Genomic DNA, 20,259 nt, shown 5'->3' on the forward strand with positions numbered 1-20,259 from the left:
TGCAAGGACACTTTTCGCAGCATTAGTTTACAACAGAACTTTCCTGATAGATTCGTGCCAACTGAAGGACCTTCTCTTTAAAGGTTTCACGACGGATGCTCGGTTCGATGATTTCAGCTTGGTTAGCAAATTGAATCAACCATATCATGAAGCCTTCCGAGAAGAGGGCACTGACTTTAACCTCGAACCAGTCCTCGTCGATTCGTCGACAGCGGATATCCGTCCCGAATCGATCGACGACCGTCGGCATGACGCTTTCGTGAAATTTTAACGTCAGTTGCTCATCTTCCCCTCCGTACATGTTGAACATGTTACTCAAGTAGGAAGGATCCACCTCGACCGGAGTCTCTGCCGGTTCGAATACACTGCACTGGACGATCCGGTCGACACGATATGTCCAAATCTGCTGGACACGTTCATCACGACCGATTAAGTAATAGTTCCCGTTATCGACAATTAGGTGCGCTGGTGTGACGAGATAAAAATCACCATCTCGGCGGAGCTCGAACTTCCGCGTCCGTTCATTAAACTTCCCTTGGTACTGGAAGCTGATGATTTCTTGTTCCGTAATCGCCTTTTGAATCGTATCGATCGAGAACGGAATCACTCCTTTTGGTTTTTTGACCGTATGGATGACGGGGTTCAACGTCTTCGCCAACCGCTCGCTCGTCAATGATTGAATCGTTCGAACAAGCGCCTTCGTCTCACTTTCCGAAATGAATTTCGCACTTGCGATCGCGTCGACGAGTAAACGCAACTGGTGGTGCTCAAACCGCCGGCTGACGAGATGATATGGCGTCGCCAGTCCATTTTTCGTCTCTTCTTTGACGACATCAAACCCTGATTTCGCAAGGGCCTCGATATCGTCCTTCAGCGATTTTCGTGATAATTTTTCAATCAATCCTCGTTTTGATAAAGCGATACTCAAGTCTTCTAACGTCAAGGTCTCCTCTTCGTCCGAGTATTTTTCAAAAATATCCCGAACAGCCAGTAAGCGATCACGGTTTGATAATTTTTCAGTAGGCACGGTACATCCTCATTTCCTATCGTTACGGTATTTGATTATACTTCGAGTATACCGTAAATAAATAATAATATTAACAATAAATTGGTAAAATTTATATCGTTAGGAGAATTTGGATGCATTTGATTGCTGAATGGAAGGAACAACAATTTGATTACCGAGATAGCGGAACAGGTCCCATCATTCTGTTAATCCACGGTACACAGTCCGATTACCGGGAGATTTATCATGTCGAAAAATTAATTCACGCCGGGTACCGCGTGATTGTCCCGTCACGTCCCGGATACGGAAAAACCCCGCTGCGGTTAGCGGAGTCCCCTGTCGAGCTAGCTGCGTTCTATAAAGGTTGGATGCAGGCACGTGGTTTTACGCGCTATACCATCTACGGCATCTCAGCAGGCGGTCCGACAGCAATCGCCCTAGCGAGCCAAAACGATGCCGCTTGCTCACTCGTTTTAGCGTGTGCGATGTCTCATCAAATTTCACTTCCATACCAGAACGTATTGATTCAACCGCTCTTGCAACGTCCACTCCACTTCATTCAGTGGGTATTATGGACGTATGTCAAAGATAAGTTAAAAAAATTTCCTGAAGAGGCGTCCGTCCGGATGGTCGAAATGACGAGCCTGTTGCAACGTAGTGACATTCGGTCACTCTTGACGCATGAGGATGAACGCTTATTGTATGCCGTCGGACTACAGAACGGTCCCGGGCGCGGCGTCTTGTTCGACATCACTCAGCAGCTTGAGCGACAGACACTCGAAACGGTCAGCTGCCCAGTCCTAATCGTCCATTCACAAGCCGATCGCGCTGTCCCGTTCGAGCATGCCCGCTATACGCAGCGTCTGATCCCCCATGCCCAGTTCATCGAATCGAAAAGTCCGGGTCATTTGATTTGGATTGGTCCTTCAGCACGACGAGATGAACGAATGATTGAACGCTTCATCACATTAAATCACTTGTAAACGAACATGTAGCTTCATTTTTTCATTTTCCTCGACAATCGAGATGATTCCTCGGGCCGTCAATTCGTCGATCGCCTGCTCCGTCCGTTCTTCGTTCAAGCGGGCACAGCGGGCGATTTCTGCGATGCCCATTCGACAGGACAGTTGATTCGCTTTGATTTTCGACGAAGGTTTGGCAACGGACCGTTGCAACAAACGCCAAAAGACATGACGGGCGTCGTCCGATAATGCATAGGCGTTCTTTTCAATGACAGGGGGTACATACCGAATGTCTTCACGGATCCGACGAATTAAGTACAGGCTGAGCCATTCCTCGAGTTCAGCTTGAATCCGTAAAAATTCAAACCACCAAAGTTGATCAAGTGCGTGTTCCTCATCACGGCTGAGCATCCAGCTCGGTGGGATTTGATCAAACTCCTCTTCAAGCCAATCCTCATAATCAAGTGCCGTCTCATAGAGGACTTGCGGCGAAATTTGAGCCAACGATTCCCGTGATTTATAGATATCAAAGCTCATCCGACGAAAATGTTCGACGGACGCTGCGACTTGACTGAGCTGAACGAACTTTTTCGTGATGAGACGAGCGAGACCGTCTAAATCATGGTGCATCGCATAAAGGTGTTTTTCTAAAGCAATCAAAATACTTCTTTCCATCAGACGTTTCCTCCTCTTTTCCTGGTGTGCTGATAGTCTTTTTCCGCAATCCCGGTTTTCAAAACCATTCTTAGAAGCAAATCAGTTTATTTCAACGTTTCCTTTGTCTTACAATGGACAAATAGCGATTAATAAAGGAGATGGAACGAAGATGTATACGATTTACGGCAGTTCTAGAAAAGGGAACAGTGAATGGCTCGGTGTCCGCGCATTCGAGGGCATTCCTCATGTGTCGGTCGATTTAGCCAACACGATGATTCAACCTGTGGAAGACCGGCGGCATCATGGTGGGTTCTTACCGATTGGCGATGATTACCGGCGGATCGTGGAAGAAATGCTCGAGCATGACGACATCGTGTTCATCACGCCGATCTACTGGTATTCGATGTCCACGAAGATGAAGCTCTTCATCGACCGCTTCAGTGAATCGTTGCGTGATGAAGACTTACGTTTCCGTGAGCGGATGCAAGGCAAGCGATTCCACCTGATTGCTGTCGGCGGCGATGATCCAAAAGAAAAAGGACGCGCCCTTGCGACACAGTTCGACCATATCGCGACCTTTTTAGGAGCCCGTCTTGAAACGGCAATCCTCGCGGAAGGGAATGCACCGGGGGACGTCGAACGCGATACGGTCGCCCTTGCAGAGATTGATGCGTTCCGAGAAAAAATGTCAAAAGCGTACGTTTAAGGAAAGTTATGTAAGGGAATCTTTTGATTAGTTCTATTCTGTAGTCAGACTAATCGGAGGTGGCGATAGATGTTACAGTCGAAAAAACGCAATGAACGCAAGTGGAAACGACTTAAGACACGCAATCATATCGTTTTACTAGAACAGCTATTTCAAACGGATGAAGAAATACGGGTCGTGCGACCACGACTTGATTCTCACTCCACTCCCTTAAATCCGATCGAGCCTTCTCGTTAAGTCGTATAGGACAAAAAAAGACGCATTTGCGATTGCAAATGCGTCTTTTGACTGTTTAGTCGTTTTTGAGCTTCACATTTTGGTCGGCAGGCAAGGTTGTCGTCGTTTCCTCTTCTTCAAGCTTCGGCACACCCGCTCCATAATCTTTCGATTCATCTGCGACGTAAGATGCGGCATAGGCCGGGTTGATTAAGTCTGACTTCGATCCGACAATGACGATATGGCCATGGCGGACTTCATCTTCCAAACTTTCTGCAACATCTTTCGTCATGCCAAGTTCAGATAGTTGGGCGATACGATCTTTTCGATTACTACGGACGGTCGCCATCAATGTTTCAAAAAAAGATTTTTTCGTGACGCGGTAAGCAAGCGTCTGTGTATCGTTCGCAATCCGTTCTGCCAGTTCCTCGTCTTTTGCAAAAATATAAATTTGTTTATTTGAATACCCGCCTGACTTTAAACTCGTTATTTCTGCATCGACGCCAGTCATGTCACGGACAATACGTGTTTCAATCATGTTCGTTCATCTCCTTCATACTAAGCCTCAGTTGGCTGTCTCAATATAAAGTTATTCCCGAAACATAATGAATAAAACATGGATTTCAAAAACTGCTTATGAAACTTTCTTTAGTGACGTGCCGCGTCGTTGTTTACGAAGTACGGTCAGAATGATGATGAGACCTACCAGCACTTGTGGCACCACGGTTTCAATCGTCGGATAAAATCCGATCCAGGCGACGGGCGGCAACGCAAGTGGATGGACAGGCAATACACCTGTCAGTTGGAGCGCGTGTAGACTTACACCGAGTATCTTAAAGGCCATCACATAGATTAATATGGTCGCGCCTAAGAATAGACGGCGAATCGGCAAACGGACACCGAAATAGATGACTGCAATTGACACGAGTCCGATCAAGAGAATGGCTGCCAAAATGCCTCCACCTAAGGCGAGTGGCGTCATCGCCGGTGCCATCCCGACATAAAAGAGTAACGTCTCCGCACCTTCCCGGAAAATCGTCAAGAAACTGACGATGAAGAGTGAAGTCCGCGATAGGTCGGACACGAGTTGCGTTTGACGGGAAGTGATGGCCGTTTTCGAATGTAACCAATTTCCGACCAGTAACATCACGAGAACGGCGAACAAGCCGGTCCATCCTTCAATTTGCTCTCGTCCGACACTTGCGAGCGCGGTCGAGAAGAAAAATTGAATGATTAGCGCAAGCAGACCACTCGCTAAAAGCCCGAGGACGGCTCCGAACCAGATGTGCCGTTCCCCCCGTAAATTCGCTTTACGTGTCAAGGCGACGAGCGCACTGATAATCAGCAACGCTTCAAGTCCTTCCCGGACCATGACGAGCATCGCGTCGACGAACGTATAGCTCGTCTGGTCGGTCAGTTGTCCGAGCGATGCGCTTAATTCCTGTAACGAAGTGATTGTCGCGTTCCGCGTCTCCTCATTTAAGCGGGCGAGCAATAAGGGAACGTCCGTCTCGACTTGCGTATACAAAGCACTGTCTCGTGTCCGGACCGCCCCTTCTCCGCTCGGCCACTGGGCAATGAACGTCGTCAAAGTCGACCGCGCCCCGTCGAGGTCTTTTGCAACGAGCGCATCCGACGCCTGATCGAGTAAATGGATCAAATCGGTCAATTCGACTGATGCCGTCTTGACGATGTCTCCTTCGACGAATGAGTCGATGCTTGTATCAAACTGGTCGAGGGCCTCGTTCCATTCCGTCTGGTCGAATGTCTGGCGTGCTTGTGCGATGCGAATCGCGGATAACGCCATCTCGACTTTTCCGTAGTGACCGATGCTTTCTTCCCGGACGACGCTCTCACGGGCCGTCCATTCCTTTAACAAGGTCTGTTCGAGTGTCTTTCGCTCACCCGCATCCGCTTGCCGCATTTGCTTGGTCACTTCATGCAAATCAAGCAGACGGGTCCGGGCCGTCGCATCCTGCGCGGGACGCATTGTGTCTTCGAGCGTCCGGACAGCCGTCGACAGTGCCGTCAAGTCCGCACTGATCGTCGCGAACGACGCATCCTGATGTTGTTTCAGCGTCGATAAACGCTTTAAGATGACGGCTTTTTCATCTGAGTCAGCCAGTTCCTTTGATTGTTTAGCTAACGTCGCGATTCGTTTTGAAAGTGCATCGCGATCTTCCGCCTTTACGGCTGAGATGGCTTGACCAATCGACACGTAAAGGGCATCGGTTTTCGCCTCTGCACCCGCATGGGGGATGAGCGTGCTACATATAAGGAACACGAGTAAGGCAGCTTTAAGCAAAGAGCGCATCACCGATGTAACCTCCTTTTTGAATGCCGCCGAAACACGCGAACAGCGCGCTTCCACGATGAGTAATGTATTCATTCATCCGGTCAGAAGTTGCGAGCCGTTCTTGAATCGTGATGAACTGCTCCGGCGATCGCTGATACGAGAGGAACAACAGACCGGCGTCTAATGCGCCTGTCGTCTCATCAACGCCATCCTGGTAGGAGTAGGAGCGTCGGAGCAGTTGCACCTTTCCTTCACCATGCGCGACCGCTGTATGCGAGTCTGCCGGTAGTTCTGCTTCCCCCCGTGCAATCCGTTTCGTCGGTGTAACGGACGCGAACTCATCTTTTGAACCGAGTGGTGCCCCGGACGCCCGTTCACGCCCGAATGTCCGCTCCTGCTCCTTCAAAATCGTCCGGTCCCAGACTTCAAGGTGCATCTGAATCCGGCGAACGACGAGAAACGTCCCGTTCGTCAGCCAAGGTGAACCATCACGCCATTGATAAAACAGCGTATTCTCCCGCGTCGCTGCTTTCGTCACGTCAGGATTGCCTGTCCCATCTTTGAATCCGAACAAGTTCCGCGGTGTCCCGCCTGTCGCATCTGCCACTTTCGACCGCTGGAAACCGGCTTGCGTCCAGCGAATCTTGACGACACCCCGTCCGATTCGGGTCAAGTTGCGTAACGCGTGGAAGACGACTTGCTGGTCGTCCGCACAAATTTGGACAATCAAGTCACCGCCGGACCATTTCTCATCGAGCTGGTCCAAATCAAATGTCGGTAAATCTCGTAAGAGTGCCGGGCGTTTATGGCCGATGCCGAAACGATCCCCTTCAAATAAACTAATTCCGCAACCGAACGTGAACGTCAAGTGACTTGCAGATAACCCCTCTGCTTCACCGGTGTCGTCCGGTGGGATGTAGGCACTATCTGTTTCGCCGAGCGATAGTCCTGCTGATAAGCGTGCGCAAGCCCGCGTCCAGCGCTTCAATAAATCAATCAGCTCGTCCCGGCGATCCGTCTTGACGTCAAAAGCGACGAGTTGGACATGATTTTGGGCCGGCGTCATGATGCCCGCTTGATAGGTGCCGTAAAACGGGACTTGATCGGACGCCTTAGCCGTCAAGGCGCGCGGTAAGAAGCGTTCGACACCACTTGCATAAAAAGCTGCACCGAGACCGGTCAGGCCGGCGACTTTTAAGACATCACGTCGCGTCATGCCAGCCTCTAATGTTGGTCGTGTCATGATTATCCCTCCAGTACGATGCCCATCTTCGACAGCGGTTCTGCCAGTTCGTTAATGGCTTGACTCAACTGTTTAACGTCGGTTTTTGATAAGTCCGTATAGAGGACGTACCCCTTTTCCGTTTTCTTCGCTTCTAATAAGGCATTGACATCCTCAAAGCGCGCTGCGATCTCTTTTGACAACGCGTCGTCTCGTTTCATCAGGCTCGGGTTCAATAACTGATAAATTTTTTCCGCCCCTTGGACGTTCGCTGCAAAATCATAAAGATCGGTATGTGAATAGCGGTCTTCTTCGCCTGTCACTTTCGAAGTCGAGACTTCATTCAATAAATCCGTCGCCCCCGTCACGAGAAGCTCCGGTGTCACGTCGACTGTTTCGACTTTTGCACGCAAGAGGTGGACGTCCTGCATCAATTGCTCCGCGTATTGCTCATACCCTTTTGTTGTTCCCTTTTCGAACAAGCCTTGTTCGATCCGGTGATAACCGCCCCACTCGGATTCCTTGACGTCACCTGCACGGGCATCGATTTTCGGATCGAGGTCACCGAAAACTTCCGCGATCGGTTCCGCCCGTTCATAGTGCATCCGCGCCGGTGCATAGAGCGCTTTCGCCTTTTCAAGGTCCCCTTCCTTGACGGCCGTCGTAAAGGCTTCTGTTTTATTCGTGAAGGCATCGAGTTCATTGATTGCATAATCGCGGTAATCGGCGACGACCTGATCGAATTGGCCGTCCGCTGTTTTCGGTGTCGCTTTTGTCGTTGTTTCTTGTTCCCCGCAAGCAGCTAACAAGGTCGCGAGTGACAAGACGCTCGCCGTAAGGATTTTCTTATGTGACATGATTCATTTCCCCCAAATCGTTAAGTAAGTTCAGTTGTTAGTATAGACGATAATGATAATCGTTATCAATATAAATTTAGAACTAACATGAAAAACCCGTCCTGACGCGAATCATCAGGACGGGGGTTTGCTCATTCAGTTGTTTTTTCGCTTTTTAAAATACGTCCGTGAAATGATGAACGCCACGATTGCAAACCCGATAAAGACAAACGCTTTTTGGACGAGCGTCAAGAACGATAAATCAAACACTAACAGCTTAATCGCACTGACGCTAAGTAGCAACAGACCGGATAATCGCCAGACGGACAAATTACGGATCCGACCAATCGTGACGAGAAGCAAGGCAAGTAAAATGTAGGCAACCGATAATGTCGTACTGCGATTCGTTTCGTCGAGTCCGTCATAAAACGGCAGTTCCATGACGAGTAACGTATACGTCGTCAGGACGCCGACGGCTGCGACAACTAGACTGATCTGGAACGTCCCGTCCTCGACCATCGCGCGGTGTTGTTGCACGAGTAAATAAATTAAACCACTTGTCGCAAGTACTAAGGCGACGACTGAAAGACGAAACGAGTCATTCATTGCCGCGTACATACCCGACTGCGTAATCTGGTCGAAGATGAAGTAGACATACAAAGCGAGAGCAATCATCCGTTGGTACGGCATGTGCTGGCGTTTGACGAACCAAAGGCCGATCAGGATGCAGGCGAACAACAGGGTTTCGAACTGCTCGCTCAGGCGGAGTATGTCATAGGGAATTTGCGTGATCGCGTAGAACACCGTCGCGTGACCGACTGCATTGTGCCAGGCATCTTTTGAGTAGTTAGCGATGCTATAGGCAAGCCCTGCCAGCACGAGGGCAATCAGTGTCCCCCACTGCCAATCGATGACGGCTAGACTCGCAATCACAATAAGACCGGCCCCGTAACTCGGATAGTTCCACTTCATCCAGAGACGTTGCCCAGTGAAGACGGTCCCGATGTAGCTGACGAGCGACGCAGCAAGCAGTGAGATTTCGTCAGACATGGACGGTGGTGAAAAGCCGACCATGCTCATCGCTGTAACGAGAGCGATTGTCAGGAATCCCCAGCTGACGACGAAACCGAGAATCGTTTTTAAGCGAATCGCGGCATAGAATAAGGCGGCGAACAATATCACTTCATACAGTAAAAACAACGAAACGTTCGCTTCGTCCGCCAGTTGCAGAAACGGGAGTAAAAATCCGGTGATTGAGACGAGAATCAGGAGGACACGTGACGCCATCCATAACATTAATCCGAACGTAATGAATAAAATGACGAGTTCGAGCGAGAAGGCCAGACCCGGCGAATAGAATTGATACAACGCCATGCCGGCGAACAAGGCGGCTAAAGAAACGATTGTCCCAGTCGCGACGAGCCCGACGCCGAGTTCCCGTCGCTTTTTCTCATACTGATACTCGCCTACTCCGATTAAGAGCAATCCGATGAGCACTCCGCTGCCGACTCGGACCGCTGGATTGACCCAGCCGGAGATCGAGGCGTAAGAAAATAAGAAAATTGCCCCAATCGCGGCAAAAATTGCGGCGATGCGCGGTAACCAGATGGTCGCAATCATGTGTTCCCACTCATCGCGCGTCCGGCTTTGTTTGATTTTTGGTGAAAACGTGTCGTCTTTTTTGACGAAGGCGGGTCTTTTTTTCGGTGTCGCGACCGTACTTTGCTCCGGAGTCGACGTTGGATGCGGAACAGGATGCAGCTGTTCGAGTTGCGCGACACGTAACTTCAACGCCTCGAGTTCCTGTTCCAGTTGGGTGATTCGTTGTTCTTCCATCATTCCACCCTTTCTTTATTTTAGATGGTACTAGTGTACCTGTTTCTTCTGCGTTTTTCTTATTTTTTCAAAAATAAGGAAACGTCAGGTGACGATTCAACGAAAAAAACGACTTCCGCCCTTTTGGAAAAGGTGAAAGTCGTTTGTTCAGGTGACCGGTTAACGAACGGATAACGCATATTGTCCCGTCGTGTTATAAACAGATGTGAACTGTGCGCGACTGACGGCGTATTTCCCACGATACGGATCAGACACGTAGAACGAACTGCTTGAAACACCCGTCACGAGCATGACGTGATAGTTCCGGTACCCGGTGAACGTTTTGCCGTCCGGCTTGATCCAAGAGAAGTAGCCATATGGATTTTTGAAATCAACGGTCGCCCAGACGATGACAGGATTCCCGCTCCGGATTTCACGTTCAATTTTACTGACACCTTGCTTGGAGATGTCGACGGCGCCACTCCGGTATTTTTTAGCGAGTGGGAGGATGCCTTTTGGATAGATGCCCCAGTTTTTGTAGTAAGAGAGCGTCCCGGCCGGATCACCCGTAAACATTTTTTCCGGATCGGCCCAGTAGTATTTTCCATTTTTGTAGGTCGCATTGCTGATGCTTTTCGGTAGTTGTTTATAGAGCGACGCAGCCGAAACAGACTTTTTCTTGTAGGCGAGCGCCATCTTCAACGAGACGAACTCGCAACCTGACGGATAACCTAACGTGTATTGATTGTAGTACGGGACATTTAATTTTTTAGTCGTACTGCTTGTTGGCTTCGTTTTCGTTAAGTACTGTGTCGAGACATAGCGGTAGCTCCCGCTATACAAAATACGTGTAAAGCTACCTGACGTGCCATACGTTGCGACTTTGACCCCTTTACTGAGCTGGGTGACGGATTTGTATTTTGTGCTCGGGCCCGTTCTAACGTTTAACGTCCCGACCGTTGTATACTTCGTGCCGGTCGATGTGTATTTCGAGGACGTCGTCGATGTCTTCACATAATCTTTGTGTATGTACCCCGTCCGTGATTTATAGGTGATTTTGTACCAACTTCCCGATGTTCCTTTTGACGTATAGACGTTTCCTTTGACGACATTCCCGAGAATCTTGCTTGATGTCGTCGGCTTTTCACGGACACGTAAAACTGCGGTCGTGATGGTCAGCTTCGTTGCGGCATGTGCGACGAGCGACGGACTGAATACGCCAAACAGAACACCAGCGACGATGACACTTGAGAAAAACTTCTTCATGATAGACCCCCTTAACAGAATGACAATACGATGATATACACCATTTTTCCCAAGTTATTGAAATAATAATCATGATTTCAAAAGAAAATTCTAAAAAAATAGCAATATCTTCATTCTTTGTAACAAAAAAATCCTCCTGTTGTATATGCACAACAAGAAGATTCAGACTGTAGACAAAGTTCTATCGGGAGATCAAGCGTCTTTGTTCGTTGCGTTCCTCGGGCGAGGCGCAAGCCGTTGCTCCTTGGATCCTAGCGGCCAACGAGCAGGGTCTTGCCTGCCTCTGAACGTGCGTTAAAAACGCACTTTTTCCCGTAGGAGTCAACGAAACATGACGCTTTTTAGCTAATACCGTGACCAAAAAGCCGGGCATGGAGACGTTTTAAAGCGCAATCCGTCTTGAATCGCTTTTAAAGCACGAAAAGTAATCGGTCGCGACCCTTTAGCTTTTTAAATGAAATTCAATTTTTAATATTGACGATAAACGGTGACGGTTGAGTGAACGCCTGCTCGAGCACATGGGCGACGAACGTCGTCTCTTCTTCCGTCACTGGAAGAGGGGCATCTTCAACGATACTCCGGTAAAATGCCCGATATAATTTACCGTAGTCACCAATCGGACTCGGAATCCGGACATTTTGAAGATGATTGTGGTTATCATGATAGAGTAACCGACCGAAATCATCTTCCGAATCTTCCCCAAATCCGTCTTCCCCTGGGAAGTAGTCTGCTTTTAAGTCAAGCTCTTGCCGATCGACATGCTGTTTGATGAATGTCCCGTTCGTCCCATGAATCATCCAGCGCGGAGCGGGTGCCAGTGCGATATGACTCGTTCGGACACTCGCCTTGAAATCGTCATAATAAAAATCAAGCGCAAACGTATCGTCCGGAATCGCAGTACCCCGGACGGTTCGGATGTCATAGGCGACTTGGTTCGGTCTCCCGAACAAGGCAATGATTTGATCAATCGTGTGGACACCGAGACTATAGAGCGCACCGTTTTCGTTCGCCGTATTCGCCGCATTCGCATCCGGACGATACAAATCGAAATGCGAGACGACTTCGACGATGCGACCGAGCTTTCCGGACGCAATGACTTGGGCGACGGCTTGAAAGTCGCTATCGAAACGCCGATTTTGATAGGCGAGTAGCTTGACGCCTTGCTTACGTGCTTCCTCAAACAGTTGCACCGCTTCTTGTTCTGTCACGGTAAAAGGTTTTTCGACGAGGACGTGCTTCTGCTGTTGCAACGCCTTCAAGGCATAGGCAAAATGCGTCGCAGGCGGTGTGTTGATGACGACGACTTGAAGCTTCTCGTCCGACAACATCTTGTCGAGGTCCGTCGTGAACTGGACTGCGGGAAGCTTGTCCGTATATTTTTCCTCTAACTCCGGTTTTGCCGTCCGATTATAAATCCACGTCACCTCGAAATGGGGATCAATCATGACGTATGGCAGATGGTAACGGGTCGTGCTCTTACCGAAGCCGATGAAGCCAATCTGAAGTCGCATCCTATCACTCCTCGCAATTACTTTTCTTTTACCTTAACAAAGCGGCTACGACTTGTCTTGAACAAATGACCGATTATGCCGTCGCTTCGATTCGTTCGTACTCATATGTCGAAAATCCGTCATATGTTCCTTGGTACGTAAAACCGACCGACGTATAATAGTCGTTTAAAAATGCATTTGACGCCACGCAGTCGAGGCGAAGTGTTTCCCCTTCGTAATCCGTCAACTCGATTACATAATCAAGAAGTTGTTTTCCGACGCGGCGTCCTTTCGCCAAATCACTGACGACAATCCGGTGGATATAAAGACCTTCTGTATCTGCCCATAACGAGCGATCCCATTCCATCGAAGGAAGCAGGGCAACGGAACCGAGCAACTGATCGTTTTCTTCAAAAACAAACAGTCTTCCGGCATCAAGATCCTCTTGGACGAGTGTTTCGATGTCTTGTTCAAGGTAGGCAGACCACTGTGTGCTGCCCGTCGCTTGGAGTGCGAGCGCCTTGTGCTCGAGTAGTGTTGCGATGTTTCGAACGTCTTGTGATGTAGCTAGTCGTATCATGTTGTACCTCCTGTAAGCAAAAATTCTTCTTTATCCTAACGAAAACTGCACCAGAAGAAAACCGTTTTGCTCGCATCGCTAAAAAAAAATCATAAAAACGCATCATTTTGTGATTTTTTTCATATTCTACAATTTTATTTTTAAATATCGTATTCTAAAAACGTGATCAGACCCCCAGTCTTCACAACGTGGATCTACCGGCTTCCCACGAGCCGGTAGGCCTTTTTTTGTCTTCAGTCGAGTCCGACCCAATTTTTCGATAGACGGCGCGCATCTTCACGGTAGCGCGTATCCTCGACGACCGGGTTACTGAGACGTGGTGCGGAATCGGCGTAATAGCCGCCATTGTCGAGCCGGTCATTCGTCGTCGCGAGGTACAGTGCGGTTTTCGCCCCGTACTCCGGCGTATACAGTTTCCCGGTCCAGTAACCGATTTGAGCGATTGGCTTTAAAAGCACCTTCATCGCTTTGCCGTACTTGCCACGATAGAACAAGTCGGTATTGACGATGCCGGGATGGACGCTGACGAATGTCACATCGTCCCCATACTTGTCCGCGAGTTCACGCATGTGGACCATCTGTAGCAATTTCGATTCGCGGTACGACCGCATCGGGTTGTATTTGTCTTTTTTAACATGGGCAATCGATTCCAGTTCGATATCTGTTCGGACGAGTCCACCTTCCCCGGCGAGCGATGAAATCGAGATGACCCGTGGATCGTTTCCGTGTTGAAGGAGCGGCAGCAAGCGTTCAATCAAATAGAAGTGACTCAGGTAGTTGACTTGGAACTGGGATTCGAAGCCGTCTTTCGTCAAATGATACGGCGGGACCATGACCCCGGCATTTAAAATCAGGCGATCGATGCGACCAATCTTATCGAACAAGTGGTCTGCAAACCGGCGGACGGATTCCAGTTGGTCAAGTTGAACGATTTCGATTTCAAGATTCGTATGCGAAACCCCATGTTCACGTAACATTTGGACGAGCAGTGTTGCTTTCTTCTCTGAGCGGACGGTCGCAATGACGCGGTCCCCCCGTTCAAGCAAAGCTTGGATTGTCACCATTCCCATCCCTGAGTTTGCGCCTGTCACGATACATATGTTCATTTCCATTTTCCTCCTCTAGTTACGCTTTCTTCGTTTACATGCATATATATTGAGTGTTTTCCTTTTTCCGTCGATTTATACACATCATTTCAAAAAAAGACTTCTCCGCCTGCAAAAGAGGTGAATAGCGTATACTAAACGTAACAGAAGAGAACCCTGCCCCGATTCGAGGAGGTATGCATGTGCATGAAGGAACCGTCTTACTACTTGCCGGTATTTTGTTACTACTCGCAATCATCACGACCAAGTTCTCCTTTCGCCTCAACGTCCCGACCTTGATTTTATTCGTGTTCGTCGGCATTCTCGCAGGAACGGATGTCGCAGGATGGATTGCTTTTTCTGACTTTGAACAAGCGCGTCTATTCGGAACGATCGCCCTCGTCATCATTTTGTTCGATGGCGGTCTCAACACGAAATGGGGCGATTTCAGGCAAGTCCTCCCTGCTGCCCTTTCGCTTGCGACGGTCGGCGTCGTCATCACGACTGGCTTGATTGCACTCGTCGCCCACTTCATTCTTGATTTCAGCTGGCCGATGGCGTTACTCGTCGGCGCCCTCGTCGGCTCGACCGATGCAGCGGCTGTCTTTTCCTTACTGAGCGGACGTCCTGTCGATGAGAAGGTCAAACATACACTGGAAGCGGAGTCTGGAACAAATGATCCGATGGCTGTCTTTTTGACGATTCTCTTTACAGAACTTGCGCTCGATCCGGAAAGTTTCTCGATTATCAGTGGCGTCCTGTCTTTATTCTACGAAATGGGAATCGGTTTACTCGTCGGTCTCTGCATCGGCTGGTTCTTGACGCAATTGATGAACCGGATTCAGCTTCAAGCATCGGCCCTGTATCCGACACTCTTGATCAGCGGCGCCTTACTGTCTTACGGGATCGCGACGAGTATCCATGCGAGTGGCTTCCTCGCCGTCTACGTGACAGGCATTTGGATCAGTAACCACGACATGATTTACCGCGACATCTTGATTCGTTTCAGCGGCAGCTTGTCGCATCTGGCAGAAGTCGGGATGTTCATCATGCTCGGACTGCTCGTCTTCCCGCGCCAACTGCTCGATCCGCAGATGCTGCTCATTTCAGGCATCATCGTCGTGACGCTGATTCTCGTCGCACGACCACTCGCTGTTTTCATCTCACTTCTTCCCTTTCACTACAATTACCGGGAGCAAAGTGTCATCACGGCTGCCGGACTACGCGGCGCCGTACCAATCATCCTTGCGACCTATCCGCTTTCGAGCGGACTTGCGAACTCCTATCTCTTGTTCAACATCGTCTTCTTCACTGTCATGACATCGGCTTTACTGCAGGGAACGGCCTTACCGTGGATTGTCCGTGTCATGAAGCTCGAAGTGAAACCAACGATCGGGATTGAGCCGTTGATTCAATTCATGACGGTCGCAAATCCGAATGCTGAAATCGTCGAGGTCAGTGTCCCGTCGTTCTGTCGGATTGACGGGAAAACATTGCAAGAGATTGAGATGCCGCAGGATCTGCTCGTCGTCGCCGTCATTCGTGACGATGCCATCATTACCCCCCGCGGTCAGACACGATTGATTGGTGGCGATCAACTCCTGATTTTGACGCCGAAACAATCAGAAGAACGGATTCGAAAGCTGATTGCCTCGCTTGGTCTTTAAAAACGATTGAAAAAGGACGACATCCTGTTTTTAAGAGGATGTCGTCCTTTGATTATGGATTCTTTACCAGCGTTTGTTCCTGCTGACGAATGTACCGGACATCGAAGTGGTCCGTCAACTGCCTGATGCGTGAAGTCGTATCAGACAGATTCGCGAGTGTAGCTGACGTTCATCGTTGTTCCTCTTCTCGTCTAATCTCAATCGTTCCCGGTGGGCGGTGCGGTAATGTAATGGATAGTCCTGCGAACTGGAACTGGTCACGTCCGTTTTGTGCACGTTCAATCCAATTGACTGCCTCTTGGCGCGCTAAGCCATGCCGAATCCGGTTCTCCGCCTGTGTCCGTGAAATCCCGGTACAGACGACCTCTGTCAAGTAGGTCCGTTCATCGGACTCAAACTGTTGCCAAATCCCGAGGATGAGTTGTCCGACAGCACTGACGGGTGTCCCGTCCGGTTCACCGGCGCTGACGGCCTCGTCAAGCGCATGAATCGCTTCGGTACACGTGTCGCCGAGTGCTAAAATCCGTTGGGATGCTTTTTGCATGATCCGGAAACGTTTTTTTCCGTCTTCCAGCCATAACCGCTGTGCAAAAGGGTCGACGGGAATGCCATGAAAGAATGTGACCGTCCCGCGCCAAGCGAAGCCGAACGACGGATCGTAGTCACGAATCGTCTCCATCGCTTGTCTGTGGAATCGTTTGATTTCTGACCGTTCCTCACGCAATTGGTCGCGCAATCCTGCCGTATCATCAATCGCAACCGCAAGCGGCGTCATCGTGAACAGTTCATTATCGGCAATCCGGTGCGGCATCAGGACTGCTCCATCGAACCGGTAATCGTTCGCAGGGCGTCCCGTCCGCCCGACGAACATGTGCCATTTGCCTTCCGCTGCAGCGAATGCGTACGCTTGGTGTGCGAACGGTGGTGCCACGAACAGTCCGGGAAATTCCTCGAACGTTTCAATCCGGATCGTTTCTCCGTCATACCACTCCCGTTCGATTGCCGCGAGCAACTGCCCCGTCGGAGATTGACGGTCCGTCAAATAACGACCGGTATTGCTATAGAAGCCGAGTAAAAACTCACGCTCTTCTTCTTCGAATGTCACCATCGTCAGTTGGAACAACGATTCGATTTGTGCTTCGGCGAACGCATCCTCGACCGTATCCGGATGGTGCGATTCAATCGCAATCATTTTCCAGCCCATCCGTTCATATAAGTTGATCGTCACGGGGAAGAACAAAAAGGCTCCGTGGGTCGCCTCGAGCTTAATGATGTCTTGCATGGCAAGGCGTTCAATCCGTAAGTTAAAGCCCATTCGTTCGAAGTGATCCTGTAAGCGTCTTTTCCAGTGCGTAAATTCCATGATCCGTCCACTCCTCTCTCGATTCGTTTAGGCGCGTTTTCGTAGCGGGTTCTTCGACCAGTAGAGGTATAACGCAATCAGACCACCGACTCCGATGATGTAAGAAGGTGTCCCGCTGACTTGGAAGATGACATCGGGATTCGGGACGAACGTAATCAAGACCGCTTTATACGTTGCAAATAAAACGAAACTGATGATGAACTGTCCCCAGACACGTCCTTTGACGTCACGTATTTTCGGTGACGTGATTAAGATCGACATCGCGTCAATCAAGAACAAGGCGATGATTGAGAACAACAAATAGTCGGCGAGTGCGAACTGAAAGACGCCATCGATGCCCTCGATGAAAATATACATCAAGATGCTTGAGACATAGTTTCGTGTCCAACGTTTTTGTGTCTCAGCACGACGCTGTTCCGGAATCGCGGCGATCATCGTGTCGAGTCGCGCTTCCGGTGTTTGCCCATGGACTTCTTCGAACGGTCGTTGTTGCCGCTGCGCTTCATACAAATCAGCCTGCAGTTGACGTTCGATGTCCGTTCGCTCCGGTTCTTCCGCGTTAACATTCAAACGGGGTAACAATGATTCAAAAATGCGTGTGTTAGCTTTCGTTAATTTCAAGCGACATCCCTCTTTTCCATGTTTAAGTATAACGGTTTATCGGGAAAAATACTTAGGTGAAGATGACGATTACTTGACGAATCCCACTTAAATGTTCAGAATAATCAAAAAGTGTAACTTTTCTTTTTTCAATTTCGTAGGATAACAAAAGAAGGAGTGAGCAACGATGCGCCAAACACTAACGAATGCCGCACTCATCACGCTATTGACCAGTGCCGGGATCGCGTTTCCTTTGACGAACGAAGCAGATGAACTGGATCCACCTGTCGAAACGGAACAAATCGAACCGCTTGATGAGCAAACACCCTAAACGGGACTGCCTTAACCGTAAGGACGTCTCTCGATTAACAAAAAACAAGGAAGACGGTTCTCCGGTGTTCGCCCCGGAAATCCATCTCCCTTTTTTTAATGTGGTCTTGCGAGATACACGGCAAAGATGACCAGGAGGATCCCCGGGACGAGAAACAATATGTAGGAACGCTTCCGTTTCCTGCGCGAAATGCTGAGAATCGTCAAGTAGATTCCTAGTATGAATGACAGCAACATGATGTAAAAACCCATTTGTATTCATTCCTTTCGAACGTAATTGTTCATGCCTAAGCATTACTCGGTTGTGTCACGTCACCTGTAACATCAATCGACCACGTCAAGATCGTCGTACTGTCCCGGACAGCATGGTGCTTGATTGTCGTCAACAAGGTCAAAACGGCATCCTGCGCCTCCGTACCACGAAACGCGCGACCGATGTCCGTCGCATCGCTCAACGGTTCACCGGGACATTCGACGAGTCCGTCCGTCGTCAAAAAGAGCCGGTTGTGTCCCTGACGCAGTTCACGGATGCCGCGGGTATAACACGGGACAGGTAACGCAAACGTATTGACTTGTCCGATCCATTCAAAGAATTGCCGTTGATTGAGACTGTGTTGACCTAACCCGGCAAGCTCCGGATGGAACAGATGCGCGATGCAATCTCCAACCGACAACCAAAAAACATAGTTTCCTTTTCGGACGACGACTAAACAAGCCGTCTCCCCCCGACACGTCTCGCATCGTGCGCGAAATGTGTCTTCCGTCAACAGTTCGAGGATGATGTGTTCGAACGTCGGAAGGACTGACTCGGCTGCTTGTTCGAGTTGCTGATGCAACCGCTCTTGATACGTCAAAAATTGCTCCGCCACGAGTTCGGCACTTTCTGCCGAATTATGGGCATCGAGTAAGACGGTCAACTCCCAGTCCTTCCCCGTCATGACGAGACAACCATCTTCGTTTTTTGTTTGACCCGCCGTCGAGCAGCCACCGAACCGTCCGAGAACGACCGGACCCACCTGCCGTATGTCGATTTGATCGACATACGCTTCTTCACTTCCGACCCAGCTAAACATGCCTGACTCCCCCTATTCTGTCTGTTCTATCGAGAATACCACACCTGCTGTCATTTGGAACATTTTCCCTTTCATTAATCCAAAAAAAAGTCCCTCACTTCGACTACGGCTGTAGTGACGTGAGGGATGCGGCTTAATTCGTTGTCATGAATGGCTGGATGAATAATTTTAAGCGTTTTTGATAGTTGACTTGATCTTCGAGATACGTTTGACCATGACCCGCTCCTCGGACCGGATACAACTGCTTCAATCCAGGTTTTGCTTGATACAGTTCATAAACCATCCGCGATGGCATGAGTTGATCGTCCGTCCCATGGATGAACAGCGTCGGAATCATGATTTTGCTCGTTTGTCGTGTCACTGACACGTCACCGTAAAAGAAGTCCTGTTCGAATTTATTGAACGTGCTCGCCATTGCGAGTGACGGTCCTGCAGGATAACTGATCTGTAGATCCGCTAAATGATTGAGCCAGTCATCAAATCGGGCGTAGGCACCTTCAGAGATGACGACTTTGACTTGTGTCGGTAACATTTCTTCTCCAGCTGCGAGTAATGCGGTCGACCCGCCGACACCAAGCCCGTGATAGGCGATGTGACTCTCGTCCCCTGTTTCCTCGAGAAGTCGTTTCGTCCATTCAATCAAATCAAGCCGATCGAGCCAGCCGTAATTCTTTTTCCCACCGTTTTCAGGCTGCCCCCGTCGTTCGACGACTAAGACATTGTAGCCGAATTGTTCATGATACAGCTGCACGAGTGGTGCAACTCCGTCCGGCGTCGCTTGTTCCTCGTCCGGGACGAGAATGACCGATTTGTTTGTTGATTCTGTTGCAGGTAGATAGTCTGCGTGATGAACGCGTCCATCCGTCTCGAACGTCTTCTGTTCGAACGGTTGGGCAGCAGACCATTCAGTTGCCTTGGTCACGGCGTCACTTGATTCATCAGCCGGTTTACCCGCAAGAATCGGTGACGCTTCCGACTCGCCGACTAATGTTTTTTGAATGCGGTATCCATCAAAACTGATTAATCCGATGAATACGAGTAGTATCGCGAGTACGATTGCTAGTCCTTTTCGCACAACATGAACTCCTC

General features: G+C 49.5%; 20 protein-coding genes. 5 read left to right on the forward strand and 15 right to left on the reverse strand.

Annotated elements, in window-relative coordinates; genetic code table 11:
• Window positions 1-22 precede the first annotated feature (22 nt).
• Window positions 23-1,027 (reverse strand): helix-turn-helix transcriptional regulator, encoded by a 1,005-nt coding sequence (locus KNP88_RS00280; protein WP_214891825.1) that lies wholly within the window; start codon window positions 1,025-1,027, stop codon window positions 23-25.
• Between the two features lie 113 nt (window positions 1,028-1,140).
• Between KNP88_RS00280 and KNP88_RS00285 the strand changes: the two genes are divergently transcribed.
• Complete coding sequence (locus KNP88_RS00285; protein ID WP_214891827.1) at window positions 1,141-1,989, forward strand: alpha/beta fold hydrolase; 849 nt, start codon at window positions 1,141-1,143, stop codon at window positions 1,987-1,989.
• On the opposite strand, the gene KNP88_RS00290 is transcribed toward KNP88_RS00285, so the two are convergent.
• Entirely contained in the window at window positions 1,975-2,643 is a 669-nt protein-coding gene (locus KNP88_RS00290) for a hypothetical protein (protein ID WP_214891829.1), read from the reverse strand. The genes KNP88_RS00285 and KNP88_RS00290 overlap by 15 nt on opposite strands.
• Before the next feature lie 151 nt (window positions 2,644-2,794).
• Between KNP88_RS00290 and KNP88_RS00295 the strand changes: the two genes are divergently transcribed.
• Window positions 2,795-3,331, forward strand: coding sequence for a flavodoxin family protein (locus KNP88_RS00295; protein WP_214891832.1), 537 nt, complete (start codon window positions 2,795-2,797; stop codon window positions 3,329-3,331).
• Between the two features lie 69 nt (window positions 3,332-3,400).
• A complete protein-coding gene (locus KNP88_RS00300; RefSeq protein ID WP_214766142.1) occupies window positions 3,401-3,568 on the forward strand; it encodes a hypothetical protein in 168 nt (55 codons plus the stop codon).
• 55 nt (window positions 3,569-3,623) lie between these two features.
• On the opposite strand, the gene KNP88_RS00305 is transcribed toward KNP88_RS00300, so the two are convergent.
• The 9 genes from KNP88_RS00305 to KNP88_RS00345 form a co-directional block, all read right to left on the reverse strand.
• Window positions 3,624-4,085 (reverse strand): YflT domain-containing protein, encoded by a 462-nt coding sequence (locus KNP88_RS00305; protein WP_088837180.1) that lies wholly within the window; start codon window positions 4,083-4,085, stop codon window positions 3,624-3,626.
• A gap of 96 nt (window positions 4,086-4,181) precedes the next feature.
• The gene (locus tag KNP88_RS00310) at window positions 4,182-5,861 is read right to left on the reverse strand and encodes an FTR1 family iron permease (RefSeq protein ID WP_214892257.1); all 1,680 of its coding nucleotides are present in this window, start codon (window positions 5,859-5,861) and stop codon (window positions 4,182-4,184) included.
• Complete coding sequence (efeB, locus tag KNP88_RS00315) at window positions 5,845-7,086, reverse strand: iron uptake transporter deferrochelatase/peroxidase subunit (protein WP_088837182.1); 1,242 nt, start codon at window positions 7,084-7,086, stop codon at window positions 5,845-5,847. Before efeB ends, KNP88_RS00310 begins: the two co-directional genes overlap by 17 nt.
• 2 nt (window positions 7,087-7,088) lie before the next feature.
• Window positions 7,089-7,922: an iron uptake system protein EfeO gene (efeO, locus tag KNP88_RS00320; protein WP_214891835.1), complete on the reverse strand. Its 834-nt coding sequence runs from the start codon at window positions 7,920-7,922 to the stop codon at window positions 7,089-7,091.
• A 135-nt stretch (window positions 7,923-8,057) separates the two neighbouring features.
• Complete coding sequence (locus KNP88_RS00325) at window positions 8,058-9,737, reverse strand: DUF2339 domain-containing protein (protein ID WP_214891837.1); 1,680 nt, start codon at window positions 9,735-9,737, stop codon at window positions 8,058-8,060.
• A gap of 159 nt (window positions 9,738-9,896) precedes the next feature.
• A complete protein-coding gene (locus tag KNP88_RS00330) occupies window positions 9,897-10,982 on the reverse strand; it encodes an SH3 domain-containing protein (protein WP_214891839.1) in 1,086 nt (361 codons plus the stop codon).
• Window positions 10,983-11,443: 461 nt separating this feature from the next.
• On the reverse strand, window positions 11,444-12,493 hold the full coding sequence (locus tag KNP88_RS00335) for an oxidoreductase (protein WP_214891841.1): 1,050 nt from the start codon (window positions 12,491-12,493) through the stop codon (window positions 11,444-11,446).
• 73 nt (window positions 12,494-12,566) lie between these two features.
• Window positions 12,567-13,052 (reverse strand): GNAT family N-acetyltransferase, encoded by a 486-nt coding sequence (locus KNP88_RS00340; protein ID WP_029330260.1) that lies wholly within the window; start codon window positions 13,050-13,052, stop codon window positions 12,567-12,569.
• A gap of 233 nt (window positions 13,053-13,285) precedes the next feature.
• On the reverse strand, window positions 13,286-14,158 hold the full coding sequence (locus KNP88_RS00345; protein ID WP_214891843.1) for an SDR family NAD(P)-dependent oxidoreductase: 873 nt from the start codon (window positions 14,156-14,158) through the stop codon (window positions 13,286-13,288).
• A gap of 176 nt (window positions 14,159-14,334) precedes the next feature.
• Here KNP88_RS00345 and KNP88_RS00350 point away from each other — a divergent pair, with 176 nt between their 5' ends.
• Window positions 14,335-15,804 (forward strand): potassium/proton antiporter, encoded by a 1,470-nt coding sequence (locus tag KNP88_RS00350; RefSeq protein ID WP_239456722.1) that lies wholly within the window; start codon window positions 14,335-14,337, stop codon window positions 15,802-15,804.
• A gap of 169 nt (window positions 15,805-15,973) precedes the next feature.
• Here KNP88_RS00350 and KNP88_RS00355 read toward each other — a convergent pair whose 3' ends face one another.
• Together KNP88_RS00355 and KNP88_RS00360 are read right to left on the reverse strand one after the other, a co-directional pair.
• The gene (locus tag KNP88_RS00355; RefSeq protein WP_214891845.1) at window positions 15,974-17,167 is read right to left on the reverse strand and encodes a hypothetical protein; all 1,194 of its coding nucleotides are present in this window, start codon (window positions 17,165-17,167) and stop codon (window positions 15,974-15,976) included.
• Window positions 17,168-17,194: 27 nt separating this feature from the next.
• Window positions 17,195-17,788: a hypothetical protein gene (locus KNP88_RS00360; protein ID WP_214766148.1), complete on the reverse strand. Its 594-nt coding sequence runs from the start codon at window positions 17,786-17,788 to the stop codon at window positions 17,195-17,197.
• A 166-nt stretch (window positions 17,789-17,954) separates the two neighbouring features.
• Between KNP88_RS00360 and KNP88_RS00365 the strand changes: the two genes are divergently transcribed.
• Window positions 17,955-18,098: a hypothetical protein gene (locus tag KNP88_RS00365; RefSeq protein WP_214766150.1), complete on the forward strand. Its 144-nt coding sequence runs from the start codon at window positions 17,955-17,957 to the stop codon at window positions 18,096-18,098.
• Between the two features lie 286 nt (window positions 18,099-18,384).
• Here KNP88_RS00365 and KNP88_RS00370 read toward each other — a convergent pair whose 3' ends face one another.
• Both KNP88_RS00370 and KNP88_RS00375 read right to left on the reverse strand, forming a co-directional pair.
• The gene (locus KNP88_RS00370; RefSeq protein ID WP_214891847.1) at window positions 18,385-19,170 is read right to left on the reverse strand and encodes a PP2C family serine/threonine-protein phosphatase; all 786 of its coding nucleotides are present in this window, start codon (window positions 19,168-19,170) and stop codon (window positions 18,385-18,387) included.
• A 133-nt stretch (window positions 19,171-19,303) separates the two neighbouring features.
• On the reverse strand, window positions 19,304-20,245 hold the full coding sequence (locus KNP88_RS00375; protein WP_214891850.1) for an alpha/beta hydrolase: 942 nt from the start codon (window positions 20,243-20,245) through the stop codon (window positions 19,304-19,306).
• Between the last annotated feature and the right edge of the window lie 14 nt (window positions 20,246-20,259).

Source organism: Exiguobacterium sp. H66, from assembly GCF_018618705.1.
Lineage (GTDB): Bacteria > Bacillota > Bacilli > Exiguobacteriales > Exiguobacteriaceae > Exiguobacterium_A > Exiguobacterium_A oxidotolerans.